Annotated in this window: 15 protein-coding genes and 1 other annotated feature; of the genes, 7 read left to right on the top strand and 8 right to left on the bottom strand. The window is 39.3% G+C overall.

The genetic code is table 11. The features are described from left to right. The first annotated feature begins 100 nt into the window (after positions 1–100). Together BM135_RS05230 and BM135_RS05225 are read left to right on the top strand one after the other, a co-directional pair. Positions 101–940 carry a hypothetical protein gene (locus BM135_RS05230; RefSeq protein ID WP_092518527.1) on the top strand — a complete coding sequence of 280 codons (840 nt, stop codon included), beginning with the start codon at positions 101–103 and terminating at the stop codon, positions 938–940. A 92-nt stretch (positions 941–1,032) separates the two neighbouring features. Further along, entirely contained in the window at positions 1,033–1,647 is a 615-nt protein-coding gene (locus tag BM135_RS05225; RefSeq protein ID WP_092518525.1) for an FMN-binding negative transcriptional regulator, read from the top strand. 227 nt (positions 1,648–1,874) lie between these two features. Here BM135_RS05225 and cysB read toward each other — a convergent pair whose 3' ends face one another. Further along, positions 1,875–2,849: an HTH-type transcriptional regulator CysB gene (cysB, locus tag BM135_RS05220; RefSeq protein WP_092518523.1), complete on the bottom strand. Its 975-nt coding sequence runs from the start codon at positions 2,847–2,849 to the stop codon at positions 1,875–1,877. A gap of 360 nt (positions 2,850–3,209) precedes the next feature. Next, entirely contained in the window at positions 3,210–5,807 is a 2,598-nt protein-coding gene (topA, locus tag BM135_RS05215; protein ID WP_092518521.1) for a type I DNA topoisomerase, read from the bottom strand. Positions 5,808–6,114: 307 nt separating this feature from the next. Here topA and BM135_RS05210 point away from each other — a divergent pair, with 307 nt between their 5' ends. Beyond that, on the top strand, positions 6,115–6,366 hold the full coding sequence (locus BM135_RS05210; RefSeq protein WP_092518519.1) for a YciN family protein: 252 nt from the start codon (positions 6,115–6,117) through the stop codon (positions 6,364–6,366). Between the two features lie 181 nt (positions 6,367–6,547). Here the strand turns inward: BM135_RS05210 and sohB are convergent, their stop codons facing one another. After that, positions 6,548–7,594 carry a protease SohB gene (gene sohB / locus BM135_RS05205; protein WP_092518600.1) on the bottom strand — a complete coding sequence of 349 codons (1,047 nt, stop codon included), beginning with the start codon at positions 7,592–7,594 and terminating at the stop codon, positions 6,548–6,550. A 206-nt stretch (positions 7,595–7,800) separates the two neighbouring features. Here sohB and BM135_RS05200 point away from each other — a divergent pair, with 206 nt between their 5' ends. Together BM135_RS05200 and cobO are read left to right on the top strand one after the other, a co-directional pair. Further along, the gene (locus tag BM135_RS05200; RefSeq protein WP_092518517.1) at positions 7,801–8,565 is read left to right on the top strand and encodes a YciK family oxidoreductase; all 765 of its coding nucleotides are present in this window, start codon (positions 7,801–7,803) and stop codon (positions 8,563–8,565) included. Continuing rightward, positions 8,565–9,161 carry a cob(I)yrinic acid a,c-diamide adenosyltransferase gene (cobO, locus tag BM135_RS05195; RefSeq protein WP_092518515.1) on the top strand — a complete coding sequence of 199 codons (597 nt, stop codon included), beginning with the start codon at positions 8,565–8,567 and terminating at the stop codon, positions 9,159–9,161. The genes BM135_RS05200 and cobO overlap by 1 nt, the downstream gene beginning before the upstream one ends. A gap of 116 nt (positions 9,162–9,277) precedes the next feature. On the opposite strand, the gene rluB is transcribed toward cobO, so the two are convergent. The 5 genes from rluB to BM135_RS05170 form a co-directional block, all read right to left on the bottom strand. Next, positions 9,278–10,204 (bottom strand): 23S rRNA pseudouridine(2605) synthase RluB, encoded by a 927-nt coding sequence (rluB, locus tag BM135_RS05190; RefSeq protein WP_092518513.1) that lies wholly within the window; start codon positions 10,202–10,204, stop codon positions 9,278–9,280. Between the two features lie 84 nt (positions 10,205–10,288). Next, positions 10,289–10,909 (bottom strand): L-threonylcarbamoyladenylate synthase, encoded by a 621-nt coding sequence (locus BM135_RS05185; protein ID WP_092518511.1) that lies wholly within the window; start codon positions 10,907–10,909, stop codon positions 10,289–10,291. Positions 10,910–10,940: 31 nt separating this feature from the next. Next, positions 10,941–11,801, bottom strand: coding sequence for an RNase RNM (gene rnm, locus BM135_RS05180; RefSeq protein ID WP_092518507.1), 861 nt, complete (start codon positions 11,799–11,801; stop codon positions 10,941–10,943). A gap of 234 nt (positions 11,802–12,035) precedes the next feature. Beyond that, entirely contained in the window at positions 12,036–17,105 is a 5,070-nt protein-coding gene (locus BM135_RS05175) for a trypsin-like serine protease (protein ID WP_092518505.1), read from the bottom strand. A 30-nt stretch (positions 17,106–17,135) separates the two neighbouring features. Continuing rightward, complete coding sequence (locus tag BM135_RS05170; protein WP_245737296.1) at positions 17,136–18,935, bottom strand: hypothetical protein; 1,800 nt, start codon at positions 18,933–18,935, stop codon at positions 17,136–17,138. Positions 18,936–19,295: 360 nt separating this feature from the next. Continuing rightward, positions 19,296–19,396 (top strand) — a sequence feature (Trp leader region). Positions 19,397–19,456: 60 nt separating this feature from the next. Between BM135_RS05170 and BM135_RS05165 the strand changes: the two genes are divergently transcribed. Next, a complete protein-coding gene (locus BM135_RS05165) occupies positions 19,457–21,022 on the top strand; it encodes an anthranilate synthase component 1 (RefSeq protein WP_422646127.1) in 1,566 nt (521 codons plus the stop codon). Then, the gene (locus tag BM135_RS05160) at positions 21,022–21,600 is read left to right on the top strand and encodes a glutamine amidotransferase-related protein (protein ID WP_092518502.1); all 579 of its coding nucleotides are present in this window, start codon (positions 21,022–21,024) and stop codon (positions 21,598–21,600) included. Before BM135_RS05165 ends, BM135_RS05160 begins: the two co-directional genes overlap by 1 nt. Positions 21,601–21,611 lie beyond the last annotated feature (11 nt).

Genomic DNA, 21,611 nt, shown 5'->3' with positions numbered 1-21,611 from the left:
TTTCTACGCATTTCCGGTGAATAAATTTCAAATTAAAATTTGAAAAAATAAAGGTATATTCAGAGTGATCAATTAGTTTATTAAATATTGGAGATAAATCATGGATACAGACAAAAATAAAGATTACCAGCATTATTTAAGCCATATACAACAAGCAGATAAATTCTTTTCCACTAATATTAAAGATAAATTTTCCTTATCTGATTATCAGTTGAGAGATACAGATAGCCTTGTTCAATTTATTATTACTTCAAACATTGTTGACAAAGCCAGTATTATACAGAAAATGAATGAAATCAAGAAAATACAGATCTCTCTTTCTTCAATAGCCGCCGACTACATCACTAAATACACCAATGTTCATGGCAAAAAGTATAAGACTGACATTCAATTTTGGGGAGATATCATGGCAAAATTGCCATTTATGAGCATCATGAATATTGAAAGTCAAACTTATCAACATGAAATGAAAGGAGTTTCAATTGCAACAAATTTACTCGAACTCATCATGGATATTATTTTAAATGCAGGCTCCCCTAGCCTTAACAGTTTCTCCAATTTTCTGCAAAAACAAGGTGATGCCATCAGGCTAGGTTTAAAACTAAATGGAGATCATTATTCCACCCTCACATTAGCCAGTACCATTGAGGCAATTGGAGTTGAAGATCGAGTCATGTATGTCCCTAAAATAAAACTGTATAAAATAGATTTTGACAGAACCAACTCAGAAGTGACGTCAAACTGCGCTTCTAATGAAAATATTAATGTTGAATTTACTTACTCCTCTTGTATTTCCTTATTTAATTATCAAGCATTAGAAGATCGTGATGTCAAAACAGCCTTCGATAATTTTATCCTTAAAAACCAAAAATCCTCTATTGAAGATTCTGATAGTTTTTTCAGTGGTGAGTTTAAGACTGAGATCCAAAAAGAGTCATAAAATAATTGTGGTTTCATAACCTTTAAGATACTTTGATTAAATCAAAATCAGCAATCCTAACTTAATTTCAATTTATATGGAGCTATAAGTCTATGTACATACCACGTAAAATGAAAATGACGGAAAAAAACAATATCACTGAATTTATTTCCACTTATAGCTTTGGATTGCTGGTTTCCTCTTCTTTGACTGGCACGCACATTCCGTTTGTATTTAATCCTAATGAAGGAGATCACGGAGTCTTATATGGCCATGTTGCCAAAGCCAATCCACATTGGAAAGAATTGGAAGAACAAAGGGTTCTAGTTGTCTTTACTGGGCCACATACCTATATATCCCCCATTTGGTATGAATCTGAAAATGCTGTACCGACTTGGAACTATACAGCTGTTCATTGTTACGGTGTCACAAAAATTTTAGGTGATGACGAAACTAAACTAGCCTTAGAAGCATTGGTTAACAAGTATGAAGCTAACTTAATTGAGAATACTACATTGATGCCAAAAGAGTTTCTCAGTAAGCAAAGACAAGCCATCGTCGGATTTAAGATCATCATTGATGAAATACAAGCTAAAGAAAAACTAGGACAACACAAAAGCCTTGGTGATCAAAACGGTGTTTTCACTGCACTAAAAGAAAGTGAAAGAGATAACGATAAAGAATTAGCTAACTATATGAAAATGCGCAATATCGGCACAGGAAATTAATCCAATGAGGTTAGAAGCAATAGGGTTAAAAAAACAATAGGGTTAAAAACAATGGCACAAATAAGCAACTATTAAGAATTAACATAAGCCCTGTAAGGACTTTTATAATCAAAGAAGGGAAATGTGGAAAGAAGATAAAGATCAACCACCTCTAATATGTCAGGAGGTGGTTTAATCCTCTAAACTATTCTTTATACTATCTATACTATCTATACTATCTATACTATCTATACTATCGGTAGCTCAATATCCTTGAACATTTCTTCGATTTCTTCATTGGAACGCAATGCAATAGCTTTATCTACAACATCACGCGTCAAATGAGGGGCAAAGCGCCAAATAAAATCGTACATATAACTACGTAGAAAACTGCTGCGTCGAAAACCGATCTTAGTAGTGCTATAACTAAATTTCCCACTCATATCAATACGTACCAGATCACTGTCCTGAGTTGATTCTACAGCCATACTGGCAATCACACCAACTCCCAACCCTAATCGTACATAAGTCTTAATCACATCAGCATCTGTTGCTGTAAATACGATCTTAGGTTTCAAACCAGCCCGCTCAAAAGCAACATCCAATTCAGAGCGCCCAGTAAAACCAAATGTGTAGGTTACTATCGGATATTCTGCCAATTCTTCAATTGTCACACTCTGTTTATTGGCAAGAGGATGTTCTTTCGTTACCACGATAGAACGGTTCCAATGATAACAAGGCAACATAATCAGATCGCTATAAAGATGAAGTGCTTCTGTTGCTATCGCAAAGTCACTGTTTCCTTTACATACCTCTTCCGCAATCTGAGTTGGAGAGCCTTGGTGCATATGTAGTGATACATTAGGGTAACGCTCAATAAAACCCTTAATAATAGGAGGCAAAGCATATCTTGCCTGTGTATGAGTAGTCGCAATATATAACGAACCACGATCGGGGTAGGTATGTTCACTGGCAACAGAGCGAATTGAATCAATTTTTGATAGAACCTCACGTGAAATACGGACAATTTCTTCACCAGCCGGTGTCACGTGAGTCAGATGCTTACCACTGCGGGCAAATATCTGAATCCCCAATTCATCTTCGAGCATCCTGACTTGTTTGCTGATCCCTGGTTGAGATGTATACAATCCTTCTGCGGTAGAAGATACATTCAGATTGTGATTAACCACCTCTACAATATAACGCAATTGCTGTAGTTTCATATCAGCACTGTCCCTAATAATGAAATATATGAATGTCTTGTAGTTTAATCAATATCTATATTGCTAATGGTTATTCACTTATAACCATAGAGTATATATATTTGTCAATATATAACCACTATAACACCTGCTGTATATTTATATAACAAATAATTAGATTGAATAACTATTATCAAACGTTTGTTGCAGATACATTATGTTTAAATTTTGCTGAAATACAAAAAAGCCAGTCCATTGGACTGGCTTTTTAGAAAAAAAAAAGTTACATTTCTCCAAAAAAAGAAATATCCCTCTAAATATATCTCTATGAGATATACTCAATAAATGAGGATATAACACATAAACTAATCATCAGATCAATTATTTCTCTTTCATAACCCAAGCTCCTTCAACAAAAAATGCTGCCCATCCGGTAGCTTTACCATTTTTCTCAGAAGAAACGTATTGCTGTTTAGTTTTACGGCTAAAACGGACAATTGTTTTATTTCCCTCTGGATCAGCAACAGGTGCTTCCGCTAAATAACGCAATTTCTCCGGTAGGCGATCTTTGAACTGAACAAGCTCTTCAACCGATGGAGCGCGCGTTTCACGAGATTTAGGGAAAGTGTTGGCCGCTAAAAATACTCCAGCTGCACCATCACGCAAGACAAAGTAAGCATCTGATTTTTCACATGCCAGTTCAGGTAACGGAACAGGATCCTCTTTCGGTGGGGCGACTTCCCCACTGCGCAAAATCTTACGGGTATTTTTGCATTCTTCGTTTGTACAGCCCATGTATTTACCAAAACGCCCCATTTTTAGGTGCATTTCTGAACCACACTTATCACACTCAACTATTGGGCCATCGTAGCCCTTGATGCGAAATTCACCTTCTTCAACTTCATAACCATCACACGCAGGATTATTACCGCATACATGCAATTTCCGCTGGTTATCAATCAAATAACTGTCCATCGCTGTACCACATTTTTTACAGCGACAGCGGGCACGCAATGCATTGGTTTCAGCATCATCCCCCTCCAGAATATTCAGAATTTCATTTTCTGGAATAAGATTAATAGTCTGCTTACATCTCTCTTTAGGTGATAACGCGTAACCAGAGCAGCCAAGAAATACGCCTGTTGTCGCAGTACGGATCCCCATTGGGCGGCTACAGGTCGGACACTCAATTGATGTAATAACCATCGGATTCGGGCGCATTCCTCCTTCATCAGGATCTTTATTGGCTATATCAAGCTGCTCACTGAAATTGGAGAAAAATTCGTCAAGAACACCTTTCCAATCCGCCTCATTATTAGCTACATGATCAAGCTGGTCTTCCATTCTTGCCGTAAAATCATAACTCATCAATTCGTTGAAATTTTCTCCCAAACGATCATTGACGATTTCACCCATTTTCTCCGCATAGAATCGACGGTTTTCGACTCGAACATAACCACGATCCTGAATAGTTGAGATAATTGATGCATAAGTCGATGGGCGACCAATCCCGCGTTTTTCCAACTCCCTGACCAAGGATGCTTCACTGAAACGCGCAGGTGGTTTTGTAAAGTGCTGACTTGGTATCAGTTCTTGCAAATCAAGTTCTGTCCCCACTTCAATTACTGGCAAAGTATTATCTTCATCCCCTTTGCGCAAAATTGGTATCACTTTCGTCCAACCATCAAAACGCAGGGTACGGCCTTTGGCGCGCAGCTCAAAATCGCCAGCTTGAACGGTCAGTGTCGTGGAATCATATTTCGCAGGCATCATCTGACAAGCGATGAACTGACGCCAGATAAGTTGATACAATTTTTGCGCATCAGCTTCCATATCTTTCAGTTCTTCAGCCATGACATCGACATTAGAGGGTCGAATCGCTTCATGAGCTTCCTGAGAATTTTCCTTACTGCTGTAAACATTGGCACTTTTCGGCAAATACTTGTCACCGAAATGGTTGCTGATATAACTACGAACCATTTCCAAAGCATCCTGACTCAAGTTAGTCGAGTCAGTACGCATATAAGTGATATGCCCTGCCTCATATAAGCGTTGTGCCATCATCATAGTTTTCTTAACCCCAAACCCAAGCCGTGTACTTGCAGCTTGTTGCAATGTTGAGGTGATGAACGGTGCACTCGGTTTACTGTATGTCGGACGATCTTCACGATCAATCACTTTGTATTTTGCTTTCTCAAGCAAAGATACTGCTGACTGCGTTTGTTGAGCATTTACAGGTTTAAACGGCTTTCCCTTCTCATGGGTGACTTCCATATGGAGAGGAGTATCTCCCTTAGCCATTAAATCCGCATACAGCTGCCAATACTCTTCCGGCACAAATGCCTTGATTTCACGTTCCCGCTCAACAACAAGGCGAACCGCAACAGATTGAACTCGCCCAGCAGACAACCCTCTGGCAACTTTTTTCCACAGTAGTGGAGAAACCATATAACCCACAACGCGATCCATAAAACGGCGTGCTTGCTGAGCATTAACGCGATCAATATTCAATTCACCGGGTTTATCAAAAGCCTGTGTGATTGCGTTTTTGGTAATTTCATTGAAGACCACTCGGCTGAAACGGGAATCGTCCCCGCCAATCACTTCTCGTAGATGCCATGCAATAGCTTCACCCTCTCGGTCAAGGTCCGTTGCAAGATAGATGCGATCAGCTTTTTCAGCCAGCGTTTGCAGCTCTGAAACAACTTTTTCTTTACCTGGCAAAATTTGGTAGTTCGCTTCCCAACCATGATAGGGATCGACGCCCATACGATTTACCAGCGCCGTTTTCTCATCTTTTTTTACTTTCTTTTTATTCTTATCGGTAGATGAGCTTGAACTCTTTTGACTCACTGTTCCACTCGTCGGCAGATCACGGATATGACCTACACTGGATTTCACAACGTAGTCATTCCCCAGATATTTATTGATTGTTTTGGCTTTTGCCGGGGACTCCACTATAACAAGAGCTTTAGCCATAGTTACCTTTACCTAATTATCTTCTTTTCAGATGGCGAAAATCACGGCGTTATGTTGCGATATATAAAATAAAACCTCTTTTTATATTGCGATAGATTTGCAAGATATCAACTAATTTTTATCTTGTACTTTTGCTTAAGCGCAAAACCCTTTGAAATATTTAGGGTATTTTATATATCAACACAGGCCATGCAATTGTATGATTTAACAGTTGTAAACAAAATCTTCCATCTGCATGACGAAAAGCCCACACTCTACCTGATAAAAAACGATGCGCAACAACTTATTTCTTGAAGGAGCACAATAAATGCAAACTAAAACCATTCCAATTAAGCGAGAACAGTTACTGAAAAAAGCAAATGAAATCATCAAGACACACGACGATTTTATACAGGGAATGTGCGCAGAGAGTGTGGAACAAAAAGGTGGAATATTAGTATTTCGAGGCGAGTATTTTCTGGATGAAAATGGATTGCCTACCGCAAAAAGTACCGCTGTGTTTAATATATTTAAACATTTAGCACATATATTATCCGAAAAGTATCATTTAGTAGATTAAAAAACTAACAACGCCATCCTGACTAATTGATAAATTATCAATAAATATGCGGGCAATAAAGGATATAACAAGATTTCCTCTATTGACCCGCATTTTACCCGCATAATAATGCGATTATTTCAATAACTGATTTCAGAAACTTTTTTGAATCGGTTTAGCACATGGTTTTAACACAAGGATTTTAATAAAAAGGCTTTTCTCCCCTTTGCCACCAACGCATAAACAATTTATCAACATTTTCCATCGCACTACCCATAAAACGCTCTATGACACGTTTGCGGCGAGAATAATTGACGCCAATAACTTCATAGTGTTTGATCTTTTCAATCAGGAAATCATCGCTAACACCCATGTCATCAATCAATCCATTCTCTTTTGCCTGTGTACCATACCAATACTCACCAGTTGCTACTTTTTCCACATCCAAAGATGGACGATGTTGATGAATAAATGATTTGAATAACTCATGTGTTTCATTCAGATCCTCCTGGAATTTCTTACGGCCCTGTTCAGTATTTTCACCCAGAACAGTCAAAGTACGTTTGTACTCACCAGCAGTATGTAATTCCACATCAATATCATTTTTCTTCAACAATCTATGAATATTTGGCAATTGCGCCACAACGCCAATGGAGCCAATGATCGAAAATGGTGCGGCAATGATATGATCAGCGACACAAGCCATCATATAACCACCACTTGCAGCAACTTTATCCACGGCAACCGTCAGACGTACCCCTTTCTGTCGCAAACGAGCCAGTTGAGATGCTGCCAGCCCATATCCATGAACCACACCACCAGGGCTTTCCAGACGCATTAATACTTCATCATTTTTGTCTGCTACTGCCAGTATTGCACTGATCTCTTCGCGGAGGGAATTCACCTCGTGAGCATCCATACTGCCTTTAAAATCCAAAACATAAAGATTCGGCTTCTGTAAACCTTTATGGCCGGTTTTGGCTTCCATTTTTTTCTGTTTGGCATCACTCTTTTGCTGCTTTTTTAATGCCTTTTGCCAGATTTTCTGTTCTGCATCGCTCATTCGAGCCCGCTGCATTTGACGCTGCCTTTCCTTGTATAACTCACTAAGATTAGTCAGTTTCAATTCCCCTTTGTGCATTGTTTTACGCATACTTAAGCCGATACAAACTACCGCCAGAACGGCAATTGCTAAAACCACCGTAAGTACTTTAGCTAAGAACAATCCGTATAGAGACAAATATTCCACAGCTCCACCTTTCATTAACTTATGATGAACAATATGTTTCATTCTAACTAAAAATCGAAAGTCTTACTCTAATAGTTTGTTTAATACTGCTATAGCCATAAGCACAAATTTGACGGGAACCTTAAGTTTTGTTCTTATGATAACCCGCATGTGCCATTCTGAAATGGCAAGTCATAGATTCACAAGCAATACAGGAAGATTGTCCGATGTTTAATTACCAAGCCAATAACGATCTGCTGCAACAAAAAATTATTTTAGTCACCGGTGCTGGCGATGGAATTGGGCGTGAGGCCGCACTGACTTATGCCCGTCACGGCGCACAGGTTATTTTGTTGGGACGTACGACTTCGAAACTGGAAGCAGTGAAGCAACAAATTGAAAACGCTGGCGGTTTTCCTGCTGATATTTATACAATGGATCTGCTGACTGTGACCGCAGAAGAATGTCAAACTTTCGCCAACAACCTAGCACAGCGTTATTCACATTTGGATGGTGTTTTGCATAACGCGGGGCTTCTTGGCGTTGTTGCCCCTATCGTAGAACAGCCTGTCCAACTTTGGCATGAAGTGATGCAAGTGAATGTCAACGCCACTTTTATGCTGACTCAGGCGTTAATACCTCTTTTATTGAAATCCACCAGCAGTTCTTTGGTATTTACCAGCTCCAGTGTCGGCCGTGAAGGCAGAAGTAGCTGGGGAGCCTATGCTATATCCAAGTTTGCCACAGAAGGCTTAATGCAAGTTTTGGCGCAAGAATATCAAAACACATCTCTGCGCATTAACTGTATCAACCCCGGCGGAACACGCACCAATATGCGGGCGAATGCCTTTCCTGATGAAAACTCTGCCAAGTTAAAAACACCAGCGGATATTATGCCTGTCTATCTTTATGTAATGGGAGATGACAGCCGAAATGATTCCGGTATCAGTTTTGATGCCCAACCCGGGCGCAAAGCGGGGCCTGCCAAATAATGACCAGAGATAACAGCCAGTATCAAAAAAGGCAACAACGCCTAAAAGAAAAAGTCGATGCCCGTATTGAAGCCGCACAGCAAGAACGGGGGATCGTCATTGTATTCACCGGAAACGGTAAAGGAAAAACCACTGCTGCATTTGGCACAGTCGTTCGTGCAATCGGTCATGGACAGCATGCTGGCGTTATCCAATTCATTAAAGGAACTTGGGAAAGCGGTGAAAGAAACTTGCTAGCGCAACAAGGTGTTGAATTTCATGTGATGGCAACTGGTTTCACATGGGAGACACAGAATCGTGAAACAGATACCGCTGCCTGCCAAGCCGCATGGAAACATGCTGTGAGAATGTTATCCGATCCTTCATTGCATCTTGTGATGCTGGATGAATTGACTTACATGATCAGTTACGGTTATTTAGAGCTTGCCGATGTCCTGACTGCCCTCAAACAGCGCCCTTCACATCAAAGTGTAATTATCACAGGCAGAGGATGCCATCGAGAATTACTGGAATATGCCGATACAATTACGGAAATGCGCCCGGTAAAACATGCTTTTGATGCCGGAATCAAAGCACAGAAAGGCGTTGATTGGTAGTTAATTGGTGTAGTTGATGAGTGTAATTGATTGATAAATGAATCCGCTGTTTCAATATTGATTAGCATAAATTTAGTATAAATGCTGATCTAAACTGAAACAGCGGCTTAGCCGTATTAACGGCCTTTAGATGTCGTCTTCCTGCCAGCATTCTGGCGAGAACTGCTTGCAGGACGCTTCCCACCAGCTGGGCGGGATGCAACCTGTGTATGTCTTCTTACTGCACGGCGGATTTGATTAGCTTTGATGCGACGCTGATCACGTTCAACTGCAACCTTTGTCACAACTTCTGCATCCAAACTAACTAACTGACGTAAATAGTTAGTCTGTTCCAGTCCTAACTCAGTCCATCCAGCACGCGGCAAGCCTTTCGGCAGATCAATATCACCATAACGCACACGGATCAGGCGGCTGACCTGAACACCAACAGCTTCCCACAAACGTCTGACTTCACGGTTACGACCTTCTGTCAAAATGACGTTGTACCATTGGTTGATCCCTTCACCACCTTTAAAAGCGATGGTTTTGAATGAAGCCGGGCCATCTTCCAATTGCACACCTTGCGTCAGTTGACGCAGTTTTGCATTATCCACTTCCCCAAAAACGCGAACCGCATACTCACGCTCAACTTCACAGCTTGGGTGCATCAAACGGTTAGCTAACTCCCCATCGGTAGTAAACAGCAACAATCCACAAGTGTTAATATCCAGACGCCCTACTGCAATCCAGCGCGCGCCCTGCATTTTGGGCAGGCGATCAAATACAGTCGGACGGCCTTCAGGATCATGGCGGGTACACAATTCGCCTTCCGGCTTGTAATAAGCCAAAACACGACAAACTGATTTCTGTGGTTCTTTGATATTCAAAATCCGTCCATCCAGACGAATTTTTACTGAGAGTTTAACCTCAATTCGATCACCCAACTTTGCGGTCTTGCCATCAATGCTGATGCGTCCTTGTTGGATATATCCCTCGATTTCGCGACGAGAGCCATGGCCAGAACGCGCGAGAACTTTTTGTAACTTTTCTGTTTTATCGCTCATTGAGCAACCTCTATTGTCGCCTTCACAGGCGTCGTATGTATTAATAAATAAAAATTAAATCGTGTACTTTATTAAACGTGTACTTTATAAAAAAGGCGTGACATCACCTTCACCTTCACGAAGAATTGCTGGTGAATCCCCAGTTAAATCTACTACCGTTGTCGGTTGCTGCCCAAGATAACCACCGTGAATAATTAAATCAACTTGTTTACCTAATGTATCCTTTATCTCTTCAGGATCAGATTCGGCAAAATCATTACCGGGTAAAATCAGGCTGCAAGACATCAATGGTTCACGCATCTCTTCCAACAGTGCCAAAGCGATAGAGTTAGAAGGAACACGCAGACCAATAGTTTTACGTTTTTCGTTCATCAATCGGCGAGGCACTTCTTTTGTCGCCTGTAAAATAAAAGTGTAATTACCCGGCGTGTTATTTTTGATCAACCTGAACGCTTGATTGTCCACATGGGCATAAGTTGCAATTTCAGACAGATCACGACACACCAGAGTAAAATTGTGATGTCCTTCCACTTGACGAATACGACATATACGGGTCATCGCATCCTTATTTTCAAGACAGCAACCAATGGCGTAACCTGAATCAGTAGGATAAATGACAACTCCGCCCTTTTTCAGCACTTCCACACATTGGTCAATAAGACGTTTCTGTGGATTATCAGGGTGGATATAAAAAAACTGGCTCATAACGATAACCTCTATACTTCCTACGCAATCCCTAACGTGACCAGTCGTGCCATATCGGTACAACATCACCGGGTAACCACAAATTGCGCCCAAGTTCTATCCATGAACAAGGTTGGTGAAAATCCGATCCTAATGATACTTTCAAGCCATATTCTCTTGCCAGTTGACCAAGTTGTTGCCTTTCATTAGGTGCTTGCTGGCACTGTGCAACTTCCATTGCATCACCACCATGTTGTTTGAACCAAGCTATTAACCGTTTTAGCCACTTCATCGACAAATCATACCTGCCGGGGTGAGCAATCACAGCCTGTCCCCCTGCCTGATGAATGGTTTCAATAGCCTGCTCAATTGTACACCATTGCGGCGGGACATAACCGATTTTTCCCTTTGCCAGATATTTTTTAAAAACTTTCGGGATTGTGGGTTCAATGCCTGCGTCTATCAGATAACGGGCAAAATGGCCGCGCGTGATCTGACCACCATTTGCCAATCGAGATGCACCTTCCCAAGCATCGGGAATACCCGATTTGGCTAATCGCCGTCCGATTTCGATACCGCGCTGTTTTCTTAAATCAACCTGATTAATTAAGAGTTTTCTTAAAGAAACAGAGTTGATATCAATATCTAAGCCAACAATATGGATTTCAAAATTTTCCCATAATGTCGAAATTTCAACGCCGGATACCAAGGTTAATGGCAGATTATTTTGCTGGATATGGTTCAAAGCTGGCGGAATACCTGCCGTCGTATCATGATCGGTGATTGCCAGTACATCAATGCCTATAGAAATAGCTCTATCCACGAGCTGTTCTGGTGATAACACACCATCTGAAGCAGTCGTATGGCTATGCAGATCGTAGCGTCTTGTCATTTCACTGACGGCTTCAGTCATTGTCCTGTACCTGTTTATTGGGTGGGAAACTGGAGATACTCTCTATCAAGCTATCAACTGATATTAAGTACAAAGCGCAAATGATAACACAGGGGATGGAATTAAAGAGGGAATTTACTTGTTAGAGATTTAATTTCTATATGATTGTTGTGGTTTTAAGTTGGGAACAAAAAGCTGCACATCACCTGATGTACAGCTTTCTCAAAAAATAGAACAGCTATTGATAACATTTGATCAACACGGAGGTGGATGGAAGCCAATTGTCAGATCTCCCGCGACCTGAAATTGAACACTGTCCGATGGTTCTAAACCACATCTTTTCCCTTCATAAGAAGCTTTAATCGTGCTGTATCCAACTGGTGGAATTACTGAAATTACTGACCAATTTCCCTGTTGATCAACTTTGGTTTTTTGTGAGAAACCTTGCTTCGGCCACTCTACTAAAACTTCGGCTCCCGGATCTCCCACACCTGTGATATTCCACTTAGAATGATCATATTTATAATGATAACAATAAGCTTTATTATCCTGAGGGAAAGTAATTTTCAGGTCATTATGAGTAACATAAATATCTTGATTAGCGGCAGAACCTACAGGGTTACTATTTGATGTAATCGCCTGTGTTGCCGTCAAATGATATAACCCTAATTCGATATCATCTATGCGACAACTCCACTTACCATCTGCCTCCGATGCCTGTACGGGCCCACAAGATCTAATATTTTGATTGCCACGTTTCACTTTCAGAGAAACATACATACCTTTTGTTGCAGTCCCTGTAATTAACGCAGAAAAAGCTTCATTATTCTCCATAATGGGAGCATATATTACTGGTTTTTTTGTTTCTTCATTTAAACTTGATACTGAACAAGTTGCCTCAGCTGTACCATCAATAGTAATATCCGACATCCCATATATTACTTCATAATTACGTGTTACTGGTTTGCCCGATGGTACATCATCCACCCATTGCTGCCCTAAAAGCTTATGTGATCCGGGAATGGATTTATAATCATACGGACAAACCCAATCTTGATTCTCATCCACCAAAACATCACATGTTACTGCACCATTAACGGTTACACGTGCCCCAGCCTGCCCTTTGCCGCTGATCCAGTAGGAATATTTGTCAATTTGCTCCCCTTCTGTTGGGTTTAATATACGCATTTGCAAATTATCCCCATAACGCACTTTAAAGCTTCTGTTAATTTGGGAATCGGCATCATCCACCACCGCCACATCATAATCTCCCGGTACAGAACTGTAAGGCCCGCATGACCAAGTGTAATCTTCCGCATTGAGCTTAGCGATACAATCACCATGACCACCAAATCCCTGCACTGTCACTGTCTTGGCATTACTCGGCATCGTACCGCTGAACATATAAGAAGGTGTTTTTATCACCTCATCTTCCTTGGGTGTTTCCACGGTCAACGTAGTTTCACCGGGAGCGGGTTCTATCTTAAATGTGACTTTCGCTGTGGATTGACGCACCTTACCCAAAAAAGCCGTCGCTACCAGTTTTTGCTCCCCTTTGACTGAAGTATCCAAACCATAGACCCACTCCCAATGACCTTGTTCATTGATGGTGACCCCATCCTGACAAATCTGTGACAAGGATTTTTGAGCCAGACAAACCGTTGTACCCGGCTCACCCGTTCCTTTCGGCAAGATATTTTCAAGATACTGGAATATCCCGCCATTATGCGGTTGTGTGATGGTGACTGGCTTGACCGTTTTTGTCTGGATCTCAAAAGAAATAACGGCTTTTGAATCTAATGCATTATCAATAAACTGATCGGCTGAAACGCTATATTTCCCCTCTTCAGGTTGATAAGACCCACAAGACCATTTACCCGATGAATCAACGGTAGTATTACAATCTTTAGCGCCACCAAAGCCTTCAACATAGACCTGAGCACCTTTTTCTCCAGTCCCTGAAATCGTAAAAGGCAATGTTGTTATTTTCGCGCCATGCACAGGGATTATGATTTGTATTTTTGTTTTGGTCACTTCGTATTTACGCGTAACTTGTGAGGTTTTTTCATAAGTATCGCCTAATTGCCCTAATTGGGTTGAATCTGTTTTTTTATACTGGGCCGCATAAAGAAAGAATTTCCCTTCGTTGGTCGCTTTCATGACAGGGTTATTAGGACATAACCATTTTCCTCCTTTATCCACAGTTGCCGTGCAAATGATCCCCTCACTTGAAATCGGTAAGGTCATTTTTTCTGGCGGTAAGAGATATTCAGAACCTGTAACAAAAACAAGTTGGTTGGGGCTTCCCTGACCTTTAATAGAAATTTCATCATGTAATCTATATTGTGCATCCGGTTTAGGCTCAGTAATACGCATCGGAACAGTAAACGTCCATTTAATAGGGTCACCTACGTTCACTCCATTTTGAGTTTCCTGTAACTCCATTGTATAGGTATCACCCCCTAAAATATCTCCAGGATGAATCATAAATTCCCAAAAGAAACCAAAAGCCCCGCTGAATAAGGAGGCAATTCCCTCGAACGCACCAAAAATTGCCCCAAATATACTACTTAGAAAACCACCAAATCCACCGCCTCCGCCTCCGCCTCCGCCTCCAGAACCACTAAATGTGCCAGAAAAAGTGATGGGGTTATCCGGATCAACAATTGAATTATTCTTGGGATTCTTTACTTCGAATTTTTTCTTTTCTGGCTCATCATCATTTTCATCTTTAATAGTAATATGTGTAACGTCTGTAGCGACTATTTTTCCTTCTTTTATTAACTCTGCAGTTAATTCATAAGTACCTGCTGGAAAAATTATTGGTTTGCCACATTGCCAGTTACCACTGTCACTAACCACAGCTCCTGTGCAAATAAACATTTCCTTAGCAAGATCTTGATTGTTTTCTTTCAACTCTGATGAAAGGTCGATCTTACGTCTCTTAATCGCGACCTCATCTCCCGGCTCATTAGCACTTCCTGACAAAAAACTTGGGATACCTACAGTATCTGTTTCTCCTACAGAAGGGGTTGTAATCTTAACTTCAGGGGTTTTTATTTGAAAGTAACTCCTATTTGAAATTGAATTCCAAGTCTTTTTGATATTAGTTAACCCTAATGGATGATACTTATCTGTTACCTCAATATAATAAAATCCATCTTTTAATGTGGAAAGAAGAGGAATATCCCAAATTGGGAAGTCATTCATTTTTAATCCATTCACCATTGAATAATTTCCATATCTTATAGGAATTTCCTCAAAATCTTTTCCGTCTTTCAATGGAACTTTTAAATAAATATCTTCATTCTCTTGTCTGGAGCATATAGAAGCCTCAAGAGATAAAAGTGAATTTTCATTTTTCTTCATGCAAATAGAGTATTCTGATGGTAAAATCATATCACCATTCATCTCAATATAACTCTTGCTATCACCACCAACACCAGATATTTTTTTATTTTTAAGCTCTACAGAAGAAATTTTATTTGGATTTCCAATTTTATTTTCATTAAGGAAATCAGGTTCAAAATATCCCCCCTCAACACGTAAGTATTTATTATACCACAATTTTTTATCAAAAAAATCAGTATCCTTAATCTTTTGTATTGCACCTGTATAAACCATTATTGGCTCAGGATTATTATAATCTCCTGATACATTATCCAAATAAAATCTATATTTATCATCCTTATTATTTCTACAATCGAATGATTTATTATTGAAAATACAAACAGCACTTGCCTCATTAGCATAACTTACATCATATTCCACTTTTTTTCTATATATGTTGCTTTGATCTTTATTATCTTGATCTAATTTTAACTCAGTGTATTCCTGTGGTTTTAAAAGTATATTAACCTGATCATGTAAATTTACATTACCTGTATTTTGGCTTGCTATTATTTTATAATTATTACTTTCAATTTCATATATAAATTCAGATTTTACAGTGCATGACCAAAGCCCATACTTTTCTGTTTTTATTAATTCTTCATCTTCAAGCCCTTCGCATAATTTATCTTGAGTATAAATTTCTTCATTATCTAAATTAGATTGAATTATTAGTTTAACGTCCGAACCAGGATCAGCATACCCACGTACTATAAAATTCTTAGTTATTACAGTTGATTCGTCAGCTGGATATACAATACCAAACTCTTCTGAAATAGAAGATATTTTTGCTTGTACAGTATCTTCTTCCCATGATTCACTTACCTTATTTACCTCTCTGGCTATAATAGTTACCTTATATTCTTCTATTTCATTAATATCTTCAACAAAGAAATTATCATGCTGTATATAGCATTTCCATTTTCCCCTTGAATCAGCTTTCCCACATGCATATACGTTTTCTTTACCATTTTTAATAGAGTAAGCAACCTCTATTTCACTACCTTTCCTTCCCCAACCTTCAACAAAAACATACTTTCCTCTCTTACTTAAATGGGTATTCCAATCTGGATTATTGATCCAAACTTGTTTCATTATTGTAGAAAACCAATTGCCAAGATCATGTTTTTTACTTGAACCAGCATCAGAATATTTCCCAGTAACATCTGAAAAGAAAAAAAAAGGATAGTCATTTTTATCTTTTATTTTTAATGCATCATATCCCCAAGAAGAAACACCAATAATTGTATCGTTCCAAATAATCGGCCCACCAGAGTCCCCCATTTGTATAACTCCTGGGCTTAACGCTTTATTTTTACTTGCCTCTACCATCAATCCCTCTTTACCTTTAGCATCGATAGCTGTAGTGAAAATCTTCACATCAGCTCGACGCTGAGTTCCATCATTTTTTATTTGTTCTCCTGTATTTTTATCAACTCCAAGTAAACCATAGCCATAGATGGAAGATTGATAATAATCTTTATTTAATTTTTCGTAGGCTTCGTCATAATTAAAGAAACGACGAATACGCCCACGACCATAATCATCTGACACTTTTTCTTTTAATTTAATAAGTGCAAAATCATTACCCAAGTAACTTGATTGAAATTCTTCAGATTGTGCAGTGCCGATAATGTTTTTTTTATAATCTTTTATAATATATTCTTTAGCATTTTTAATTTTGCAATGTGCAGCAGTCAAAACATAGTTTGATGCAATTAAAGAACCACTGCAGAGAAATCCATTTTGATTATTTTCATCTTCATAATGAATACTAACAACCCAATGCTTACATTTATCACTTTCAATATTAACACAACTCTCTTCACCTCCAGCAATAGTCTCTAAGGGTGGATTTTCTAATGCATAACCAGAAAATGATTGACTGAAATAAAATAAAAAAAACAATGTAAAAACAGTTCTAAAAGAAATCATAACAATCTCCTTTAATATGGATAATAGTTACTATTGATTAATGCAACTCATTCCGGAATCACCACCTGTACATTTTATTTTCTTTTTATCTCTCGCTGCATAATTTTCGCTATCGTTGTATTCTTGAAAAGTAAATAAATATACTCCTCTCTTAGCATAATGTTTGTTTTTTGCTTTCCAGTCACCTTTCTCATCTGTGATATTTCTCTCAAAAAAACCAAGATTATCAGATGATATTTCGACTTCAGGACTAAAATCTTCATCCTCAACATATGGCATTGATGTTCCATAAAATCCAGTAAACACATTATCTTTTTTAGCTTCTACAGAAAAAATTTTAGAACTCAATATCGTCACTTCATCACTATTAGTTTCAATAGGAACTTCTTCTGTTCCATAATTAGTAACTGTAATCTTCATAAAGCCTATGGGTACATCTTGTATCTCTGTACTCCACCTATTGTTATTAATAACAGAAATAGCAAAACCATTTGAATAATCTTGAGAATTCAAAGAATTAATACTTCCATCAATACGGGTTCCATCAGTGGCCTTACCTTCAATTAAAATATTTTGCACATCATTAATTGTCGAAGAAACCACTTCATAGTTTTCCGGTTTGGTTATCTCAATTGGACAGTTCGCGGTATGATAGGAAATATTTGATCCTATTAAATTGGGTAAAGTTGGATAATTACCAGAAGACGTTGAAAATGTATTAATAGATACAGATACGTTATAGTTAATACCACAAACAGCTTCTAACCCCCCCAGTTCCCATTTCCCCGTTCCAGTATCAACATTTGGAATATAGCTTGTTGTCGGTACATAAATAGTTCCATCCATTTGATAACCCGTAATTTGTACCTGCATATGTTTGGCATTATCAGCAGTATCACTATTCATTCGGCCTGATAAGCTATATTTTCCTGTAGGGATAATTTGTCCATCTTGGATTGAGGTAATTGTTGCTCCACATGGTGGACCATTTAAGGTGACATCAGAGTTTTTTATTCCCTTAATACTAATTGTGCCGGTGATGCCGCAGCTTATCCAAAGATGGCTTATCCAATTTTTATCGTCTCCTGTAAATTGTGTTGCATAATTATACGGATTAAAATCCGTTATAATTAAAGGCAAGAAACCATCTTTCATAACACCTGTTCCTAAAATTGTAATATAGTTGTTTTCAACTGTTGAATCCGGTTGAGGTGAATTAATTGTTGGAGGTGACAACGTGTTATCATCTTTGATAGTAATAACAACATCACTTGGTGGATTACTAACTCCATACTCTATATTTAAACAATCTACGCCATCACAGGTAGCAGTAACTTTAAGTTTGCAACTACTAGTATCAACTCGAGTATACCAGTCACTCATACTTCCAGTAATCCATGGGCTAGGAATAAAATCAACATAAAACTGTATATCACATGATTGATATTTTTCGCCATCTATATACGTTTCAGCCGTCCAACTGATATACTTATCCAGTCCAAAGCAAAATGGTACACCAAAAGTATTTTTATCTTCAATTTCTTGGTTTATTCTTTCACTAGCCATTAGATTAATATCACTACTTCCTGTTTTATACATACACTTTTCATCAGTACGCTTAATATTCAGCATGTCATACTTACTATTATTTATGAACGTTAAATTATAATTCCTAGATAAATTATTCTTATTGTTATTTAGTTCTTTTTCATTGACTATATTATTTGATACTATTTCGCCTTTGACCATTTCCATTGCATTTGCATTATGATAAAAAATTAATACAATAAAAAATAACATGGCACATAATTTAATTTTACTTATTTTCACAGTGATACCCCCTTGCTTAAAAGGAAATATTATTTTACGATATGATCGAGTTTCTTAATTACATTGACATTATGAAATTAAATTTCTAACTAGATTATTCTTATAAATGCAAACAATATTAATTATATTGCATGAAAAAATATAGAGAAATAATAGAATTGCACGCCAGTAAAACCAAAACAAAAGAAGGGCTTAGTATTTTATCTACATTCTTAGGTGATTTCATTGCTACAGACATCAAAAAAACCGTTGACAAGTCAAAATCGCTCCAGTTTACTAGTACGTGGATTAATTAAAAGATTCTCGATAAAAATCATTGAATAATTAAGGCACTCTAAAATGATCGTATTTATGCAAATCAGTCGTTGGTGGCACAACTTCCCATTCAGGGCGGTTGGCTCACTCACATAAGTACAGATACACAAGTGCCGAAACCCGCCCCAAAAGGCGGGTTTTTTATAACTATTTTCTTATGGATTTCTTATAACGTAATTTTTTGCAGATGAAGTTAGCAACGAGGGATGAAGATGATTGGTAAAGAATTTAATATCTCTATAAATCAAATGGATACTCTCTATCAGACAGATCCAACTCTGCTTTTTCATCAACTTTGCAGTAATCGTCCAGCGACGTTATTGCTAGAGTCTGCTGAAATTCAGAGCAAAAATAATATCAAAAGCATTTTGATCATTGACAGTGCTATGCGCATTACAGCCAACGAGCGTCAGGTTACTTTTGAAGCTCTCACCAAAAATGGCCAAAACCTACTTCCCATACTCGCTGCTTTACTTGCAGAAAAAGCTCAATTGGATGTGGAATCGCAGGTTATGCGAGCGCAATTTCCTTCTACTGAACACAATCTGGATGAAGACAGTCGGCTAAAATCCGATTCAGTTTTTGACGCACTTCGTGCTCTGACAGCCTTGGCATCCTTTTCAGAATCACCCGATGCCATTTTCGTTGGCGGGCTATTTACATACGATTTAGTCGCTGGATTTGAACCATTACCCACAGTAAAAAAACACCAACACTGCCCTGATTTCTGTTTTTATCTCGCAGAAACGCTATTGGTGATCGATCATCGGTATGGGCATTCACATCTGCAAACTTCATTGTTTGGTGAATCCGATTCAGAAAAAGAGCGCCTTCAAGAACGTTTAACAACATTAGCCTCTGCCATTTCAGAACCACTTCCACCACTTCCGCCTGCCACATTACCCAGCGTCACTATTGACTACAATCAAAGTGATGAGCAATACGCAAATATCGTGCGGAAACTACAGCAATCTGTCCGTCAAGGAGATATCTTTCAGGTAGTTCCATCACGTCGTTTCACTTTACCGTGCCCTTCTCCGCTGAACGCTTACCATGCATTAAAAAAACAAAATCCAAGCCCCTATATGTTTTTTATGCAAGATCAGGATTTTTGCCTGTTTGGTGCTTCACCAGAAAGTGCTCTTAAATATGATGCCAGTAACCGTCAAATCGAAATCTATCCGATAGCCGGAACCCGGCCACGTGGACGTGATGATAACGGTGAACTGGATGCTGATCTCGATAGCCGTATCGAGCTGGAAATGCGTACTGATGCGAAAGAAATGTCTGAACATGTGATGCTGGTTGATCTGGCCCGCAACGATTTAGCACGCATTTGTGAACCGGGCAGTCGCTATGTTGCCGATTTAACCAAAGTCGATCGCTACTCGTTTGTCATGCATCTTGTTTCCCGTGTCGTTGGTACACTCCGCCATGATTTGGATATCTTCTATGCCTATCAAGCGTGCATGAATATGGGCACATTGACAGGAGCGCCTAAAGTCCGGGCCATGCAACTCATCGCAGAACATGAGGGTGAACGACGTGGCAGCTATGGCGGCGCTGTCGGCTACTTCACTGGCAAGGGCGATTTTAATACCTGCATAGTGATCCGTTCTGCTTATGTGGAAAACGGCCAAGCTACCGTTCAAGTAGGGGCTGGTGTGGTATTGGATTCCATTCCCCAGTCAGAAGTGGATGAAACTCACAGTAAAGCCAGAGCCGTAATTCGTGCAATTACGCAAGCCCATCATGTGGAGGTATCATTCTGATGGCTCATATTCTCCTGCTCGATAATGTTGATTCCTTTACATATAACCTCGTGGATCAACTGCGTACCCATGGTCATCATGTCGTTGTTTACCGCAATACGGTTTCAACAAACACCATTATTGCCAAACTTAATGAGATGGAATCACCTCTTTTGATGTTATCTCCCGGCCCGGGAAAACCATCAGAGGCAGGTTGCATGCCCGAACTGCTCAAGCAGGTAATAGGGCAGATTCCAATTATCGGAATTTGTCTTGGACATCAGGCGATTATTGAAGCCTATGGAGGAAGGATTTCCGCTGCCAAGAAAATTTTGCATGGCAAGGCGACGCTAGCTACACATGATGGGAAAAGTATGTTTTCCGGCCTGCCAAACCCTTTGCCTGTCGCTCGTTACCACTCCCTTACGGCTGAGTACGTGCCGACAACACTCATTGTCTCTGCTTCATGCGGCGATACAGTGATGGCAGTACGTCATGATGCACACAAAGTTTGTGGACTCCAGTTCCACCCAGAATCTATTTTGACCACTCGAGGCACCAAACTACTCGAACAAACTCTGGCGTGGGCACTGAATTAAAAATTTTGAGT

It is taken from the genome of Xenorhabdus japonica (assembly GCF_900115195.1).
In the GTDB taxonomy this organism is placed as follows: domain Bacteria; phylum Pseudomonadota; class Gammaproteobacteria; order Enterobacterales; family Enterobacteriaceae; genus Xenorhabdus; species Xenorhabdus japonica.
Note: the sequence above shows the minus strand (reverse complement) of the source record. Positions and strands in the feature narration are given on the sequence as shown.